The following is a 16,186-nucleotide window of genomic DNA, read 5'->3' on the forward strand; positions in this document are numbered from 1 at the left end:
CGGCGCTAGTGGCCGGATCGGGGCGCGATTCTGGGGGGCAACGGCGGGGATTTCAAATTTATGTGACCAACCGCGATGCCTAGACCAACACCGTCAACCAAGCCGACAGCAACAACAAAAACGCCAGCCCGGCATTCATGCGCCGCAATGCCAGTGGCTCGCCAAAAAACCGAGCACTGCCCACGCCCAGCAGCGCCCACGCCGTCATGCACGGCAGGCAGACCATTAGAAAAACCGCCGACAACAGCAGCATCCGCGCGCTGTCGTCGCCGTTGCCGCCAAACACGCTCACCACCGCCACGGCCATCATCCACACCTTGGGATTAATCAATTGCAGGCCGACGGCGCCGAACACGTTGAAGCCGTCATCAGCCGCTGTTGCCGAGTCCAGCGACGGCGGCGTGCTGCGAAAGATCTGCCACGCCAGCCAGCTCAGCCAAAGCACGCCAGCCCAGGCCATCGCCTGCTGCACGCGGGGATAGCGCAGCAAGGTTTCTCCCACGCCGAGGCCGACCACCAACACCACCAGCGCCGCCGACACACACGCACCGAAGATGATCGGCACTGTTGCCGTCAGGCCACGTCGCGAACTGTGGCTCATCACCAGAATATTGGTCGGCCCCGGGGTGATCGAGGCGACGAAGGAAAACAGCAGAAAAGGCAGCAACGATTCCATGACAGGACTCCCGAATCAAAACAGGAAGTCATGGTCGCGGTTGTACGGGGTTCAGTCTGGAAGGTTTGAGCAGCGCTTGCGGTAATCCGCCGGCGTCAGGTGATAGGCACGGCGGAACCAGCGCCCGAGATGGCTTTGATCGGCGAAACCAAGGGCGCTGGCGACGGTGGCGGGTGTTTCGCCGCGCGCCAGCAACTGCCGGGCGCGGGCCAGGCGCAACTGAATCAGGTAGGCGTGTGGCGCCAGCCCGAAAGCGGCCTTAAACGCACGGGTCAGACGAAAGCGATCTACCCCGCAGACCTGGGCCACGTCGTCCAGCCCGATGTCCTCGAAGGCATGCGCATGCAGATAATCCCGCGCCACCTGCGCCACACGTGGCAGGCGCGGATCGAACGGTTGACGCTTGCGCCAGTCGAGGTGGGACGTCAGCGAACCGAGCAAGGTGTCGATGGCGGTCTGGCGCACGATGCGCAAGTCGCCTTGATGCAGGGCGTTGAAGGCCAGATTGATGGCCGTGGACAGGCGCGAATCCTGGCTCAGGGTATCGGTGAACCCGAGCTGGCTGTTGTCCGGCGCATGCTCGAACAGCACGCGCAATTCGCGCTCCAGCCAGTGCGGGTCGAGGTAGAGCATGGAATAGGTGAAGCCCTCCTCCGTCGGCGCGTGCCCGTCGTGGATCTCCCCCGGCTCCAGCATGAAAATCTTGCCCGGCGTACTCAGATGGCGCACGCGCCGGCAATGAAACTGCTGCACGCCCTGCTCGGTGACGCCCACCAGAAAGCTGTCATGCCAGTGCGGATCGTAGGCATGTCCCTGAAAGTGGGCACGAATCGACTCGATCCCGGTGTCGGCATCCTGGGACAGCTCGATCCAGTTGCGTTTGTCCACGCAAGGCTCCGAAGGCAGTGTTGGTCGTTGAGGACGTCTACGTTACCGCGACTTTGCCGATGGGTTTAGAACATTTGTGCACGTGAACCAGGCAGACCACCCAGCAAATTTAATGAACCCTGAGTGCCACGGCCCGCCTAAGCCAGAGACCATCAGGAGGTAGCTCATGCAAATTGAAACCACGTGGATCGTACTGGCCGTCGTTCTTTTGCTCATCGAATTGTGGGCGATCAACCGGGTGCGCAAGAGTGAGGGGAAAGCCAGCAACAAAGGTGTCTGGATCGTATTGATCGTGTTTGTGCCGCTGTTCGGGCTGATCGCCTGGGCGCTGGCCGGGCCCAAGCACGTCACGCAGGCCTGAAGCCCAAGGCAAGCAGGAGCCCCGAACATTCGGGGCTTTTTGTTGGCCGCTGGTTTGTATCGCAGTGTGTACGAACGCCTCCCGGATACATGCCCGCGCATCAGCCAACGAAAACGGAAACAGCGCAGATACGTGGCCAGTCTTTAATGGGCTCCAGATTCGAAGGGTTCAGCCAACGCCCTGCCCTCACCGATTACCAAGGAGACTTGCCATGAAGCCTGCACTGCACACCGCCGTCCACACTGGAAAAAACCGTCGCCGCCTGCTGGGCCTGTCGATTCTAGCCACCGCGCTGCTGCAATTCGGCGCCTTCGCCCAGGCACAAACCGCAGCCCCCGCGCCGGTCAAGACCGCAGCCGCCAGCGTCAAGGCCGATCTGCCCTTCGGCCCGCTGAAACACGTGAAGGCCGGCCTGCTCGACGTGGCCTACGCCGAAACCGGCCCGGCCAATGGCCCGGTGGTGATTCTGCTGCACGGCTGGCCGTATGACATTCACAGCTACGACGACGTCGCGCCGCTGCTGGCGGCCAAGGGTTATCGGGTGTTGATGCCATACGCTCGGGGTTATGGCGACACGCATTTCCTGTCCGACAAGACCGTGCGTAATGGTCAGCCGGCGGCGCTGGCCAGTGACGTGATCGATTTCATGGATGCCCTGAAAATCAAACAAGCCGTGCTCGGCGGCTACGACTGGGGTGCGCGTTCGGCGGACATCGTGTCGGCGCTGTGGCCGGAGCGGGTCAAGGCGCTGGTCTCGGTCAGCGGTTACCTGATCGGCAATCAGGCCGCCGGCAAGAACCCGCTGCCGCCCAAGGCCGAACTGCAATGGTGGTATCAGTTCTACTTCGCCACCGACCGCGGTGAGGCCGGTTACGCCAAGAACACCCATGATTTCGCCAAGCTGATCTGGCAACTGGCGTCACCGAAATGGGCCTTCGACGACGCCACGTTCGACCGCAGCGCCAAGGCATTGCAGAACCCGGATCACGTCGCGATCACCGTGTTCAACTACCGCTGGCGCCTGGGCCTGGTGCAGGGTGAAAGCCAGTACGAGGCACTGGAACAGAAACTCGCCACCGCACCGTCGATCAGCGTGCCGACCATCACCCTGGAAGGCGATGCCAACGGCGCGCCGCACCCGGCGCCCGAGGACTACGCCAAACGTTTTACCGGCAAGTACCAGTTCCGCCTGATCAACGGTGGCATCGGGCACAACCTGCCGCAGGAAGATCCAAAAGCCTTCGCTCAGGCGATCATCGACGCCGATCACCTCTGAAGCGGCACGCCAAACGGCTCGTCATTTGACGAGCCGTTTTTCTTTGGATGGGCGATAACCGAAATAGGCGCTGTAGCACTTGCTGAAATGGCTCGGCGAGACGAATCCGCAGGCCACCAGCACATCCACCTGGGACAACTCCGTGTGTTGCAACAAACGCCGGGCCTCGGTGATGCGCAGCTCCATGTAATAACGCTGCGGCGTGGTGCCCAGTTGTTCTTTGAACAGCCGTTCCAGCTGACGCCGGGAACGCCCGGCATACACCGCCAGTTGCTCCAGCTCCAGCGGTTCTTCGAGATTGGCGTCCATCAGCTTCACCACCTCACGCAACGGCGCGCTGACGCAGAGGTTCTCGGTCGGCTTGATCCGCCGGTAACGCGATTCCTCGAACGCCAGAATGTCTTCGATGCCTTCGACCAGCGCCTTGTCGTGCAGGCCCTTGATCCAGTCCAGCGCCATGTGGAACGCGCCGGACGGACTGGACGCGGTCAACCGGTCGCGGTCGATCACGTAGGGTTCGCTGCTGACCTGAGTCGCCTTGGAAATTTCCGCCAGCGCCGGCCGATGCTCCGGGTGAATCGCACAGCGATAGCCTTCCAGCACCCCTGCCCGACCCAGGAACCACGCGCCGTTCCACAACCCGGCCAGGATCACTCCGGCCTCGGCGGCCATTTTCAGCAGGTTGATGAACTCGTCGCTCGCCTTCAATTCCGTGCGGTAGCCGCCGCAGATCACCAGCAGATCCAGTTCCTGCAACGCGCTGGTTTCCAGACGCAAGTCCGGGCGAATCACCAGCCCCAGATCGCTGATCACTTCGCCGTCGCTCAAGCCGAAAGTGCGCGTGGAAAACAGACCGGGGCGCAGCAGATTGGCGGTGACGAGGGTGTCCAGCGCCTGGGTGAAGGCCGGCAGGGAAAAATGCTCCAGCAGCACGAACCCGGTGCGGGTCATGCGTCCCGGCCCGCTGGCGGGCTCGTTCAGGTAGCGAAGGTTCTTGCCCTTCATGCCACCGCTGAATTGGCGTCGTTCGATCAAGGTGGGGTCCATCGTTTCGTTGTTATGGCGCCATGCTAACTGGCGCCGCAGCAAATTACTCGCAAACGACGCAAGTACCCATCCAGAGATCGCTCCCACGCCGTTGACCTTGATCGTTCCCACGCTCTGCGTGGGAATGCCTCCATGGACGCTCTGCGTCCGGCGTTGGGAGGGACGCGGAGCGTCCCGGGCTGCATTCCCACGCAGAGCGTAGGAACGATCAGCGCGATCAGTGCTGAAACGAGCGAGCCTGCGTCCCAACGTCGCAGGCCCGGCACCTTGGCAAACGCTGCACAAGGCTTAAAATCGCGCCTCCTCTTGCAGTCGCCCGACCGGCGCCTGCCCGCAGCCATGACAACCCTCAGGTTTGAACAGCCGGCCACTTCCACGAAGCGTGCCTGGCTCAATCGTCCTGCCCGTTCGGCGGTCGTTTGTCTTCAACACACTTCGGCTTGGCACTCGCATGCGCAGAGGCGCACGTTCCGCTGTTCGATCACTTGAGGTTTTTATGACACCGCGTTTGCTGGCCATGGCGCTGGCGCCCCTGCTCGGGCTATTCATTGTTGCCCTGGGCAACGGCTTTCTGTCTTCTTTGACCACCCTGCGCCTGGGTGCTGCCGGCGAATCGGCGACGATGATCGGCATCGTGTCCTCGGCCTATTTCATCGGCCTGACCCTGGGCGCGATCTTCAACGACCGGCTGATCCTGCGCATCGGCCACATCCGCGCCTACAGCAGCTTCGCCTCGCTGATCGCCGCGACCATCCTGCTGCAAGGGCTGTTTTATGACACTTGGGGCTGGGTCATGCTGCGCCTGATCAACGGCTGGGCCACGGTCGGTGTGTTTCTGGTGATCGAGAGCTGGCTGCTGCTGGCCGGTGACGCGAAAATTCGCGGCCGTCTGCTGGCGCTGTACATGATCGTCCTCTACGGCGCCGGCGTGCTGGGTCAGGCGTTTTTGGGGAAAATCACCGGGCTGGGCGACACCGCGCCGTTCATGGTCGCCGGCATGCTCGCGACCTTGTCGGTGCTACCGATCGTGATCCTGCCGCGTGTGTCGCCATTGCTGGAACAGGTCGAACCGCTCAAACCACGGGCCTTGCTGGGCGTATCGCCCACCGGACTGGTCGGCTGCTTCGGCTCCGGCGTGACCATCGCGGCGATCTACACCCTGCTGCCGCTGTACCTGCAACGCATCGGCCTGAACGTCGGCGAAGTCGGCAGCATGATGGCCTGGACGATCCTCGGCGCGATGCTGCTGCAATACCCGGTCGGGCGCTGGTCCGACCGCAAGGATCGCCTGCAAGTGCTGACGGTGCTGTGCGCCGCATGCACCGTGCTGTCGCTGGTGATCGTGCTGGTGCCGCTGTCCTCGGCCATGCTCGCGGCGATGCTGTTCCTGTTGGGTGGCGGCGTGTTCGCGCTGTACCCGGTTGCGGTCAGCCATGCGGCCGACCGTGCGCCGGTCGAAACGTTGGTGCCGATGATTCAGGGCATGCTGCTGATCAATTCGCTGGGCTCGGCGATGAGCCCGCTGCTGATCTCCCCGGCGATGAACGCCCATGGCGAAACCGGCCTGTTCTGGGCCTTCGCGCTGGTCAACCTGGCCATGGTGACGTTCTTCTTCTGGCGTCGCGGCAAGCGTCCGGTGCCGGCCAACCCGGCCCCGTTTGCGGCGGCAGCGACGTTCTCGCCCACCGGCGCCGAGCTGCGGGTGACCGAGGATTTGCGTCAGGCAGCACAGGACCATCCGCCGATGGTCGATGCGTTGAGCGGCGAAGCGGCGCCGCAATCAGGATCGCGCTACGAAGCCAGCTGAGTTTCTGGCGGGCATAAAAAAACCGGTGACTTTCGTCACCGGTTTTTTATTGCCTGCTAATCAGTGCGGCGCGCGCGGGATCGTTTTCATCAGGTCTTCAGGGCTGATATGCCCCACCACACTGCCCGGCTGCGGCAGATTCAGGATGTGGCCCTTCATCTTGCCGATCACGTGCATTTCGCACGGTTTGCAGTCGAACTTCAGGGTCAGCACTTCATCGCCGTGAATCAGCTGCATCGGCGCGACTTTGGTTTTCACGCCGGTCACGCCTTTGGCCTGTTTCGGGCACAGGTTGAAGGAGAACCGCAGGCAGTGCTTGGTGATCATCACCGGCACTTCGCCCGCCTCTTCGTGGGCCTCGTACGCGGCGTCGATCAGCTTCACGCCGTGACGGTGGTAGAAGTCGCGAGCCTTCTGGTTGTAGACGTTGGCCAGGAACGACAGATGCGCTTCCGGGTACACCGGCGGTGGCGTGGTCTCGGCCTTGCGCGAACCGCGCGGGTGGGCGGCAACACGGGCGGCGGTCAGCGCTTCGATCACTTCACGGCGCAACGACTTGAGCTGCGAGTTCGGGATGAAGAACGCTTGCGGCGCATCCAGTTTGATCGAGGTCGCGTGGTACTCGGTGGTGCCGAGTTGGCCGAGCAGGTCGTGCAAGGTTTCCAGCGCCTGTTCCGGTTTGTTGGCGACGCCGAACGGGCCTTCCAGCGCGACGCTGGCACTGATGCCCTCTTCGCTGGTCACGGTCAGTTCCAGACGCTCTTCACGCAGCTTCGCCAGCCAGCTCACGCCGATACGACGCTCGGCGGAAGTCTTGAGCAATGCCTGTTGCCAGTTGTGGTCGAGGTTGCGGTTCAGCGGATGGTTCGGGCGCAGCTTGTACAGGCCTTCCGGCATTTCGTTCGGCTCGACGCGGTAGCGATAGCGCTTCTCGCCCTCTTCCTCGAACTCGGCCTTGGCTTCGGCGATGTTGGCGCGGAACCCCACCACTTCGCGCTTGACCAGCACGTTGAGGCCGTCGCCGTTCGACAGCGGCTCGTGGGTGATGACCTGCATGTCACGCTTGCCGACTTTCTCGACCGTGCCCACCGCCAGACCGGTGAAGGTCGGCGAATCGAACGCGCCGATGTCGATCTTGCGCTCGCTGACGAAGTAGTCGGTGCTGCCACGGTGGAAGGTCTTTTCCGGGTCCGGCATGAAGAAATGCGCGGTGCGGCCGCTGGAAGCGCGGGCCAGATCCGGACGGTCGTTGAGCACGTCGTCGAGGCGCTGGCGGTAATAGGCGGTGATGTTCTTCACATAGCCCATGTCCTTGTAGCGACCTTCGATCTTGAACGAACGCACACCGGCCTCGACCAGTGCGCGGATGTTGGCGCTCTGGTTGTTGTCCTTCATCGACAGCAGGTGTTTTTCGTAGGCGATCACGCCACCCTTTTCGTCTTTCAGGGTGTACGGCAGACGGCAGGCCTGGGAGCAGTCGCCCCGGTTGGCGCTGCGCCCGGTCTGCGCGTGGGAAATGTTGCACTGACCGGAGAACGCCACGCACAACGCGCCGTGAATGAAGAACTCGATGGCGGCATCGGTTTCATCGGCGATCGCGCGGATTTCCTTGAGGTTCAGTTCACGGGCCAGTACCAGTTGCGAAAAACCGGCCTGATCGAGGAACTTCGCCCGCTCAAGAGTGCGGATGTCGGTCTGGGTGCTGGCGTGCAGCTCGATGGGTGGAATGTCCAGTTCCATCACGCCCAGGTCCTGGACGATCAGCGCATCGACGCCGGCGTCGTACAACTGATGGATCAGCTTGCGCGCCGGCTCCAGTTCGTTGTCGTGCAGGATGGTGTTGATGGTGGTGAAGATGCGCGCGTGATAGCGACGGGCAAATTCCACCAGTTCGGCAATTTCGCTCACCTCGTTGCAGGCGTTATGGCGCGCACCGAAGCTCGGGCCGCCGATGTACACCGCGTCGGCGCCATGCAGGATGGCCTCGCGGGCGATGGCCACGTCGCGGGCGGGGCTGAGCAGTTCCAGGTGATGTTTGGGCAAGGACATATGTTTTTTTAGTCAGGCTGTCACGGTCGAGGCGCGCATTGTAGCCGCGAAACGCGTGGGCGGCACGCCTGTGCTGCCGGGTGGCAGCCCTGCTCAGTGCAGAGCTGCCCTACCGAACCGCAAACTTAGGCCTTCGCGGCCATTGCAGTCACTTCCACCTTCATCCCTTCAACCGCCAGCGCCGCCACGCCAACCGCCGCGCGAACAGGCCAAGGCTTGGCGAAGAAGCGCTTGTACACCTCGTTGAACGCAGCACGATCAGCCATGTCGGTCAGGTAAATGGTCAGGTGCAGCACGCGGTCCATCGAGCTGCCGGCCTTTTCCAGCGCGACTTTCAACGCCTGCAATGTGCATTCGCTTTGCGCGGTGACGTCGCCCAGTTCCAGGCTGCCATCGGCACGGGTCGGAATCTGGGTCGACATCAGGATGCCGTTGAATTCGGTCACGTCCGAAGAGATCGAGTCTGCATCCGGGTCCGGGGTGTAGGTGATGTCTTGGTTGGCCATGGGAAAGTCCTTCGCTGGCAGTGAGGACGGCGCCATCGCGCGCCGTTTCGGGCGGCCAGTTTACAGACCCGGTCGCCGGTTGGAAGTCCCGACGCGGTGTGTCAGCCCTGCGCCAGTATCCGCCGCAGTTCCAGCGCATTGCCGAGTGCCGCGCCGCTGGCGGTGTTGTCGAAAATGCACCACGTTTCGACGCCATCGACAGCCGCCACCCGCAAATCACCGGCGAGCGTTTTCAGATACGCCGAGTCATAGGGGCTGTAATAAATGCGCGGCGAACCGTGCAGGCGCCAATAACGCACGTTGGGCCAGCCGCTCGGACCCGCATCGGTGCTGATTCGCGAGGGATCGACCACCGCTTGCGCGATGCGATATGCCATCAACAGCAGTTCGGCGGCGGCCCAGGACTCGTGACGCGGTTCAAGCACCACAGCCCCGGAATAACGCTGGCGCAACTCGACCAAAAAGGCCTCAGCAAGCGCTTCGTCGAACGCCAGCGACGGCGGCAACTGCAGCAGCAGACAACCCAGGCGATCGCCCAGCCCCGAGCACTGTTCAAGAAATGCATCGAGCTCATGTTCGCAGTCCCGCAGACGCCGCTCATGGCTGATCGACTTGGGCACTTTCACGCAAAAGCGAAATCCGTCCGGCACCGACTCGGCCCAACGGGCGTAGGTTTGGCGTTGGTGCGGACGGTAGAAGGAGCTGTTGATTTCCACGCCATTGAGGTGTGCGGCATAGCGTTGCAGGTGAGTGCCCTGCTCCGGGAATGACGGCCAGTATTCGCGGGGCAGGCTCCAACCGGCGCTACCGATGAAGATCGCCGACGCACTCAAAACAGCACCTTGCCTGCTTCACGCATGAAAATTTCCACGGTTTTCGGGCCGATGCCGTCGAAGGCTTGCAAATGTTTTTCGAAGTCCTGGCGGCCGGCGCTCGCCTCGACCATGTTCATTACCCGCCCGGCATATTCTTCATTCAGTTTGACAGCCAGCGCGAGCAGGCGCTCGGCGGTGGTTTCGTCGTAACGCACGTAATGCGCCTCGCCGAGCATCCGCACCAGCTCGCGGTGGGTGCAATGGCCGAGTTTGCGCGGCGTATCGCGCTGGTGTCGTTCAACAATCACTCGATAGGCTTCGGCGGCAATCTCGGCCTGGATTCGTTTGCCCATCAGGAAACTGGCGAGCAGCCATTTGAACAAGGCTGATTCGTTCAGCGGATGCAGGTCGATGTGCAAGTCTTGGACGTTGATGGTTTTGGTCATGCAGCTTTTGAGCGAGGGGCGGCGTGATGAGTGCGGGGCTGGCGACGAATGGTTTTGGAGCTTAAAGCGTCAGGTTTCTCCTCGTCGGGCGATGATCGATAAACAGGTTTGAATCACGCCGTTTAAAGACATGTCGGAATGCGTCCGGATGCCTACAAATCCTTGCGCCAGAGCCTACCGCTGCGCCAGAATCCGCCGGCTTGTGCGCCTTGGGGTCGGCCGGTAACTTGGATCGGGTCACTGATTTGCAGTGATCGGGTTTAGTAGCCCGTTGGTATTTGAAGAGTGCACAAGTGTCTGTCAGTCAGGTATTCCCATACCTGTATTTGATGGTGGCTGTGCGTAGGGTGCCCCCGGGCACGCCGGCTTTCTTCTTTTCCCCGGTCTACTAACCTGCGCACAGCTGCCACCACCCCTGTTTAGTAGCTCGGGTCTGGCGGCTTCAAAACAGGAAAAGAATGAACATGTTCAAAGTCACGCCAAATCCTCCGGTCACCGAACCGTCCAGCATCACCGACCCAACGTCCCCCTACGAATGCCCTGACTCCAAGAGATTCAACGAAGCCGCCAACCGCGCCCTCGACTACCACCTCGGCCCGATCTCAGCCCACATGATGGCCGCGCCCTACTACCCCAACCGCCTCTACCAGGCCAACCCGGACAGCAACAACGAAGCCCTGCTCGCCGACGCCGTCGAAACCCTGGGCTCAGCCAACGTCATGCTCAACAACTTCGTCGACCTCCTCGAAAGCCCCCACCGCAAAACCGCGCAGGGCATCGCGCAAATCGTGATGCTGGCGGAACTGGCGGTGAATCAGGTACTGGATAACGTTGTGCCGACGGAATAAAACCCTTGGCGGCAGGTCTCTCCCTGCCGCCCCTGCATCAGTCGATCAATCCCCGCCACTGGATATCCCCCCAATCCCAATTATGCTCAATGAAACCCCGCCCTCCCGCGCGGGGCGGTGATTCTGTGCACGCTCCACGAAATACCTGAACCGGCATCCGCCACAGGCCTTGGGTACGCGACGTTGATGAAGTGCTCCGGCCTACAAAAACAAGCACGACGGAGAACACCCATGGCAGTACTCGACAGCATGTCCACAGGCAGTGCCCCGCACCACAGCGTCAGCCGGGAGGAGCGCAAGGTCATCTTTGCGTCGTCGCTCGGCACGGTGTTCGAGTGGTACGACTTCTACCTCTACGGCTCCCTGGCGGCGATCATCGCCAAGCACTTCTTTGCCGGGGTGAACGAGACCACGGCGTTTATCTTCGCCCTGCTCGCCTTTGCCGCCGGTTTTGCGGTGCGCCCGTTCGGGGCAATTGTGTTTGGGCGACTGGGTGACATGATCGGGCGCAAGCACACGTTTCTGATCACGATCGTGATCATGGGTGTATCGACGGCGATTGTCGGATTCCTGCCCGGTTACGCGACCATCGGAGTCGCGGCGCCGATCATTCTGATTACCCTGCGCCTGCTGCAAGGCCTGGCGCTGGGCGGCGAATACGGCGGCGCGGCGACGTATGTGGCCGAGCATGCGCCGAAGGGCAAACGCGGTTATTTCACGTCATGGATTCAGACCACCGCGACCCTGGGCCTGTTTATGTCGTTGCTGGTGATTCTGGCTTGCCGCACGGCGCTGGGTACCGAAGCGTTCGAGGCCTGGGGCTGGCGGATTCCGTTCCTGCTGTCGATCCTGCTGCTGGCGGTCTCGGTGTACATCCGGTTGCAACTGAACGAGTCGCCGGTGTTCAAGAAAATGAAGGAAGAAGGCAAGTCGTCGAAAGCCCCGCTGACCGAGTCCTTCGCCCGTTGGGAGAATCTGAAAATCGTGATCATGGCCCTGCTCGGCGGCACCGCAGGCCAAGCGGTGGTCTGGTACACCGGGCAGTTCTACGCGCTGTTTTTCCTGCTTCAAACCCTGAAGATCGACCCGCAGACCGCCAATCTTTTGATCGCCGGTTCGCTGCTGATCGGCACGCCGTTCTTCGTGATTTTCGGCAGCCTGTCCGACCGCATCGGGCGCAAGGGCATCATCATGGCCGGGTGCATTCTGGCGGCGGTGACCTACTTCCCGATCTTCCATGCGCTGACTCAGTACGGTAACCCCGACGTATTCGTCGCCCAAGAGAAGAACCCGGTCAAAGTGATCGCCAACCCCGACCAGTGCTCGTTCCAGTTCGATCCGGTGGGCAAGGCCAAATTCACCAGCTCGTGCGATCTGGCGAAAACCATCCTCGCCAAACGGGCGATCCCGTATGAAAACGTGGTGGCGGAACCGGGTACCGTGGCCCAGGTGCGCATCGGCGACAAGGTCATCGAAAGCTTTGAAGGCACGACCCTGCCGGCCGCCGACTTCAAGACCCGTAACGACGCGTTCACTGCCAGCCTCGGCGCCGCGCTGAAAGAAGCCGGTTACCCGGAAAAAGCCGACCCGGCCAAGACCAATTACCCGATGGTGCTGCTCCTGCTGACCATCCTCGTCATCTACGTGACCATGGTCTACGGCCCGATTGCGGCATGGCTGGTGGAGCTGTTCCCGGCGCGCATCCGCTACACCTCGATGTCGCTGCCGTACCACATCGGCAACGGCTGGTTTGGCGGGTTCCTGCCGACCGTGGCGTTTGCGATGGTCGCGGCCACCGGGGATATCTACTACGGCTTGTGGTACCCGATCGTGATTGCGGTGATGACGGCGATTCTGGGGATCTTCTTCATGCCGGAGACCAAGGATCGGGACATTCATCACACCTGACTCAACTCTGTTCGATGCTGTGCGTGGCGTTCACGCACAGCATCGAGCGTTGTCACATCGGCGTCATTCTCCCTTGGTAACGTCGTCGCGCCCCGATGCCCCGACCACCAAGGTGACCCTCCCGGTGTACTCAAGCCCGACGCGCCAGACCCTCATCCTGCGATCCGACAACATGGCCAGTGACGACTTCGGCGCCCTGTTCTCGCGAATGTTCGGCAACCGTTATGGCGACACACCACCGCCGCCCAAAGACATCATCATTGGCGGCGTTTACGGGCGGTACGAAGGCGTGAGTTTCCGGCGCATGCATTACCGGGGCGATTTCACGGTGGCGTTTCCCGAGCCGTTCGATGAAATCACCTTCGTCATTCCCACCGCCGGCAAGATCGTGTTCAACCATGAATCCGTGGGGCTGAGCGATGTGGGGCTGGCCATCGACAAAGCTGACCTGCGTTCTATGCGTTTTATCGACAATCATGCCCAGCACGGCATGTCGATCAGCCGTGCGGCGCTCACCGAACGGCTGTCGACCCTGCTGGGCAAACCGATCGTGCACAAGCTGCATTTCGAGCCGAGGGTGGATCTGAACAGCCCGGCGTTTCAGGGCATTCGCGCGCTGATCGATCTGGCCACCGGTGCGGAATTCGATCTGCTGTTGAACGCTGGCTCGCTGATGCCGTCACGGCTGCGGGAGATGCTGGTGGACGCGGTATTGGAGGCCTGGCCACACAACTTCAGCGAGGCCCTGCGCCGACCCGAGGCGTTGATTGCACCACGGCATGTGAAGCAGGCCATCGAGTACATTCAGGCGCATCCCGAGCGTATGGTCAGCGGGACGGATCTGGCGGGGTTGGTGAACGTCAGTCTGCGGGCGTTGCAGGAAGGGTTCCGGCGGTTCGTCGGCACCTCGATTGTCGCGTACCAGCGACAGGTCAGACTGGAGCGCGCCTGTGATGCATTGAAGCAAGGCCAATCGTCATCGGTGACCGATGTGGCCCTGCAATTCGGGTTCAGCAACGTCGGCCGGTTCTGCCAGTACTTTCAGGACGCCTACGGCGTGAGTCCTGCAGAAATGCGAAAAGGACTGCGCTGAGGCAGTCCTTTGTCTTAAACGTCAGTTGGTCAGAACTGATAACTGGCCTTGAGCCCGCCACTGAAACCGTGGCTGTCGCCGCCACCGCTGGCACCGACTTCGGCGCCCAGGCTCAGAGCACCGAGATTGGCCATCAGGTTGACGCCGCCGCTGAACTGATCGCGGTTGTCGAACGCCGCGCGCTGCTCGATATCCAGCCCCAGCAGATGGCCCTCGCTGTCGACCTGATGATCGCCCAGCACATGCTCGTAACCGACCCGCACGCCCGGCACCAGTTGCCACGCGCCCATCGGCATCGGGGCGAACGAGACGTCGAGATTGGCCACCGCACTGCGGCGGGTTTCTTGAATGTCGTCCACATTGAGCGCCAATTCGCTGCCCTTCTCCTGGAAGCCCGACAGGTCCAGACGGCTGACGCGCACGCCGAGGCTCGGCTCCAGAATCACAGTGTTCAGCGGCATCCGATAACCGAGTGCCAACGTGGCGCCGCTGAGATTACCGTTGGTGTCGCCCTTCGCCGAACCCAAGCCGCCGCCGAGGTCGCGCTTACTGTCGTAGTCGACGTAACCGGCGCTGAGGTTGGCATCGACAAACAGCCCACGTTGCAGGCTGGTGAATCCATAACGGGCGCCAAGGTCGAGGAAGGTGAAATCGGTATCTGCCTCGCCACCTGCGCCGCCCACCGAACCTTTGCTGTAACCGATGCCGCCGCGAGCGCTGAATTGTTCGGAGAAGCGCTGAGTGACGCCAACCATCAGGCCCTGACTGTGTTCGTTGCTGCTTTGCGCATGGGCCGAACCGTCGGTGCCCAGGTAACCGGCGAGCGCGGTGCTCCACAAGCGGTAATGGCCGACCTTGAGGTCAGTGCCGCTGGCGAACGGCGCGGCGGCCTGCTCGATCATTGCGTTTTGACGCAGCAGGTAACTCGCCGCATCGGCGTGCACCTGACCGCCGACCGTGGACTCGACACCGCCGAGGGTGCCGGCGTCGATGGCCGATTGCAGGTAGTAGTTGTAGGCGCTGTAGGTGCCCGAGAGTTTACTGTTCTGCAACTCCCGCAACAGTTGCGCACCGGCGGCAGCGTTGCCGATAAGCCCGACCTGACCCGGCAGGCTGTTGTACTCGACCATTTTGCCGCGCAGTACATAGATGGTTTCCTGGGACAGACCCAGCCCCTGTTTGAGGTAGTTGTCCATGCTGCCGTACTGCGCGGCCACCTGATCGAGGCCCGCTTGCAGATAACTCGCCTCGACACCCAGCAGCGGCGCGTAGATCGCGGCCATGCTCGGCGGCATCATCGCCAGGGTCTTGGCAACGCGGTCGGCGGTGTAGTCGTTGGTCGCCAGGTAGTTGCTCATGATCGTCGCGTTGTCGACCCCGGCGATGCTTTGCAGCACAGCGGCCGTCCAGCCGGTGCGATCCTTGCCGGCGGTGCAATGGAACAGCGCGGCGCCGTCGACGCCGGCCAGTTCGTTGAACAGCACGCCCAACTGCCCGCGCATGCCGGCGTCGCTGACAAACGCACGGTTGGTCTCTTGCATCATCGCAGTCGCTTCGGCCGCGTTTTTGAACGAGACCGTGGTGATGTTCGCCCCCGACGTGGTGGCGCCGATGATGTCGATATTCTGATAGGTTGCCCCGCTGATCATCGTGTCCGGCGTGGCCGCAATTTCGCTTGGGGTGCGCAGGTCGTAAACGGCCTTGATCCCCAGACCGTTGAGGGTCGCCAGGTCCGATGCTGTCGGCGTCAGCGCGTTGGAGCGGTAGAACACACCGGAGCGCATGGTGCCGTCATGGGTCGTCGAGTAGGCCGTGGTGATACCGGCGACATCGCGGAAGTTGTCGATGCCTTGCAGGCGCGGGGTATCAAGGTCGGCCGCGTGGACGGCGGCGATGGACAGACTCAACACGGACAGCGAACACAGAAAACGTGGAAACACGATGCAGCCTCATTGAAAACCGGTTGGGCTGCCCACTATCTGCAAGGTAATGTGACTGAATATGACAAAACGTCGAAGACAGCCAATCCCGGCGCGATCTGTCCTTCGGCTGCGCGTTCTGTCCGTCAAACGGGCTAAATCCCTGCCGATATTTGACGTTTTTTTTGCAAGAGGCAGGGTAAAGTGCCCTCTCCGGCCATCCTGGAAGCAGTCAATGAACCTCCAAAGCCCTCAAGACGCCGATGATGAAATCCTCAATCAAGCGGCGCACTGGTGCCTGCGTCTGCAAGACGACAGCTGCACCCCTGACGAGCGTCAGGCATTTCAGCAGTGGATTCAGATCAGCCCGCGCCACGCCTTCGAATACGCGAAGATGCTTGAGGTCTGGGAATTGAGCGATCAACTGCCGGACGAGCGCGAAAAGTCGAAAAAGCGCAAGGCCACGACCCTGCCGTGCAGCTTCGAAGAGTTTCAACGCAATCTGGCGCAGCGTAATTAGCCCTGCACCGGGATCGACGAAAACAGC

At 61.8% G+C, this 16,186-nt stretch carries 15 protein-coding genes; 7 read left to right on the forward strand and 8 right to left on the reverse strand.

Annotation, left to right across the window (positions count from 1 at the left end; genetic code table 11):
- Positions 1-79 precede the first annotated feature (79 nt).
- Both AC07XZ_RS16160 and AC07XZ_RS16165 read right to left on the reverse strand, forming a co-directional pair.
- Positions 80-676 carry a LysE family translocator gene (locus tag AC07XZ_RS16160; protein WP_085747449.1) on the reverse strand — a complete coding sequence of 199 codons (597 nt, stop codon included), beginning with the start codon at positions 674-676 and terminating at the stop codon, positions 80-82.
- A gap of 51 nt (positions 677-727) precedes the next feature.
- Positions 728-1,564, reverse strand: a complete 837-nt coding sequence (locus tag AC07XZ_RS16165; RefSeq protein WP_085747450.1) for an AraC family transcriptional regulator — start codon at positions 1,562-1,564, stop codon at positions 728-730.
- Between the two features lie 166 nt (positions 1,565-1,730).
- On the opposite strand from AC07XZ_RS16165, the gene AC07XZ_RS16170 reads away from it, so the two are divergent.
- Positions 1,731-1,925 (forward strand): PLDc N-terminal domain-containing protein, encoded by a 195-nt coding sequence (locus AC07XZ_RS16170; protein WP_041475233.1) that lies wholly within the window; start codon positions 1,731-1,733, stop codon positions 1,923-1,925.
- Positions 1,926-2,136: 211 nt separating this feature from the next.
- A complete protein-coding gene (locus AC07XZ_RS16175) occupies positions 2,137-3,201 on the forward strand; it encodes an alpha/beta fold hydrolase (RefSeq protein WP_085747451.1) in 1,065 nt (354 codons plus the stop codon).
- Between the two features lie 21 nt (positions 3,202-3,222).
- Here the strand turns inward: AC07XZ_RS16175 and AC07XZ_RS16180 are convergent, their stop codons facing one another.
- Positions 3,223-4,248, reverse strand: a complete 1,026-nt coding sequence (locus AC07XZ_RS16180) for a GlxA family transcriptional regulator (RefSeq protein ID WP_085747452.1) — start codon at positions 4,246-4,248, stop codon at positions 3,223-3,225.
- A gap of 496 nt (positions 4,249-4,744) precedes the next feature.
- On the opposite strand from AC07XZ_RS16180, the gene AC07XZ_RS16185 reads away from it, so the two are divergent.
- The gene (locus tag AC07XZ_RS16185) at positions 4,745-6,055 is read left to right on the forward strand and encodes an MFS transporter (protein ID WP_085747453.1); all 1,311 of its coding nucleotides are present in this window, start codon (positions 4,745-4,747) and stop codon (positions 6,053-6,055) included.
- A gap of 60 nt (positions 6,056-6,115) precedes the next feature.
- On the opposite strand, the gene AC07XZ_RS16190 is transcribed toward AC07XZ_RS16185, so the two are convergent.
- The 4 genes from AC07XZ_RS16190 to AC07XZ_RS16205 all read right to left on the reverse strand — a co-directional run bounded on the left by AC07XZ_RS16190 (position 6,116) and on the right by AC07XZ_RS16205 (position 9,871).
- Positions 6,116-8,104 (reverse strand): peptidase U32 family protein, encoded by a 1,989-nt coding sequence (locus AC07XZ_RS16190; protein ID WP_102686732.1) that lies wholly within the window; start codon positions 8,102-8,104, stop codon positions 6,116-6,118.
- Positions 8,105-8,229: 125 nt separating this feature from the next.
- The gene (locus AC07XZ_RS16195; RefSeq protein WP_065261325.1) at positions 8,230-8,610 is read right to left on the reverse strand and encodes a RidA family protein; all 381 of its coding nucleotides are present in this window, start codon (positions 8,608-8,610) and stop codon (positions 8,230-8,232) included.
- A gap of 101 nt (positions 8,611-8,711) precedes the next feature.
- The gene (locus tag AC07XZ_RS16200) at positions 8,712-9,443 is read right to left on the reverse strand and encodes a DUF72 domain-containing protein (RefSeq protein ID WP_085747455.1); all 732 of its coding nucleotides are present in this window, start codon (positions 9,441-9,443) and stop codon (positions 8,712-8,714) included.
- Positions 9,440-9,871 carry an HhH-GDP family DNA glycosylase gene (locus AC07XZ_RS16205; RefSeq protein WP_102686731.1) on the reverse strand — a complete coding sequence of 144 codons (432 nt, stop codon included), beginning with the start codon at positions 9,869-9,871 and terminating at the stop codon, positions 9,440-9,442. Before AC07XZ_RS16205 ends, AC07XZ_RS16200 begins: the two co-directional genes overlap by 4 nt.
- Before the next feature lie 464 nt (positions 9,872-10,335).
- Here AC07XZ_RS16205 and AC07XZ_RS16210 point away from each other — a divergent pair, with 464 nt between their 5' ends.
- The 3 genes from AC07XZ_RS16210 (at position 10,336) to AC07XZ_RS16220 (ending at position 13,720) form a co-directional block, all read left to right on the forward strand.
- On the forward strand, positions 10,336-10,719 hold the full coding sequence (locus AC07XZ_RS16210; RefSeq protein ID WP_085747578.1) for a DUF6124 family protein: 384 nt from the start codon (positions 10,336-10,338) through the stop codon (positions 10,717-10,719).
- Positions 10,720-10,950: 231 nt separating this feature from the next.
- Positions 10,951-12,627 (forward strand): MFS transporter, encoded by a 1,677-nt coding sequence (locus tag AC07XZ_RS16215; protein WP_085747457.1) that lies wholly within the window; start codon positions 10,951-10,953, stop codon positions 12,625-12,627.
- A 124-nt stretch (positions 12,628-12,751) separates the two neighbouring features.
- Positions 12,752-13,720, forward strand: coding sequence for an AraC family transcriptional regulator (locus AC07XZ_RS16220; RefSeq protein WP_085747458.1), 969 nt, complete (start codon positions 12,752-12,754; stop codon positions 13,718-13,720).
- A 29-nt stretch (positions 13,721-13,749) separates the two neighbouring features.
- Here AC07XZ_RS16220 and AC07XZ_RS16225 read toward each other — a convergent pair whose 3' ends face one another.
- Positions 13,750-15,660 (reverse strand): tyrosine-protein phosphatase, encoded by a 1,911-nt coding sequence (locus tag AC07XZ_RS16225; protein ID WP_102686730.1) that lies wholly within the window; start codon positions 15,658-15,660, stop codon positions 13,750-13,752.
- 214 nt (positions 15,661-15,874) lie between these two features.
- Here AC07XZ_RS16225 and AC07XZ_RS16230 point away from each other — a divergent pair, with 214 nt between their 5' ends.
- On the forward strand, positions 15,875-16,159 hold the full coding sequence (locus AC07XZ_RS16230) for a FecR/PupR family sigma factor regulator (RefSeq protein WP_011333799.1): 285 nt from the start codon (positions 15,875-15,877) through the stop codon (positions 16,157-16,159).
- Positions 16,160-16,186: the final 27 nt, after the last annotated feature.

The organism is Pseudomonas sp. GW458-11-26-14-LB4 (assembly GCF_059423925.1).

Bases quoted from the DNA above. Each gene is read 5' to 3' on its own strand.
- AC07XZ_RS16160 (WP_085747449.1), bottom strand. From the start codon at position 676: ATGGAATCGTTGCTGCCTTTTCTGCTGTTTTCCTTCGTCGCCTCGATC.
- AC07XZ_RS16170 (WP_041475233.1), top strand. From the start codon at position 1,731: ATGCAAATTGAAACCACGTGGATCGTACTGGCCGTCGTTCTTTTGCTC.
- AC07XZ_RS16175 (WP_085747451.1), top strand. From the start codon at position 2,137: ATGAAGCCTGCACTGCACACCGCCGTCCACACTGGAAAAAACCGTCGC.
- AC07XZ_RS16180 (WP_085747452.1), bottom strand. From the start codon at position 4,248: ATGGACCCCACCTTGATCGAACGACGCCAATTCAGCGGTGGCATGAAG.
- AC07XZ_RS16185 (WP_085747453.1), top strand. From the start codon at position 4,745: ATGACACCGCGTTTGCTGGCCATGGCGCTGGCGCCCCTGCTCGGGCTA.
- AC07XZ_RS16190 (WP_102686732.1), bottom strand. From the start codon at position 8,104: ATGTCCTTGCCCAAACATCACCTGGAACTGCTCAGCCCCGCCCGCGAC.
- AC07XZ_RS16195 (WP_065261325.1), bottom strand. From the start codon at position 8,610: ATGGCCAACCAAGACATCACCTACACCCCGGACCCGGATGCAGACTCG.
- AC07XZ_RS16205 (WP_102686731.1), bottom strand. From the start codon at position 9,871: ATGACCAAAACCATCAACGTCCAAGACTTGCACATCGACCTGCATCCG.
- AC07XZ_RS16210 (WP_085747578.1), top strand. From the start codon at position 10,336: ATGTTCAAAGTCACGCCAAATCCTCCGGTCACCGAACCGTCCAGCATC.
- AC07XZ_RS16215 (WP_085747457.1), top strand. From the start codon at position 10,951: ATGGCAGTACTCGACAGCATGTCCACAGGCAGTGCCCCGCACCACAGC.
- AC07XZ_RS16230 (WP_011333799.1), top strand. From the start codon at position 15,875: ATGAACCTCCAAAGCCCTCAAGACGCCGATGATGAAATCCTCAATCAA.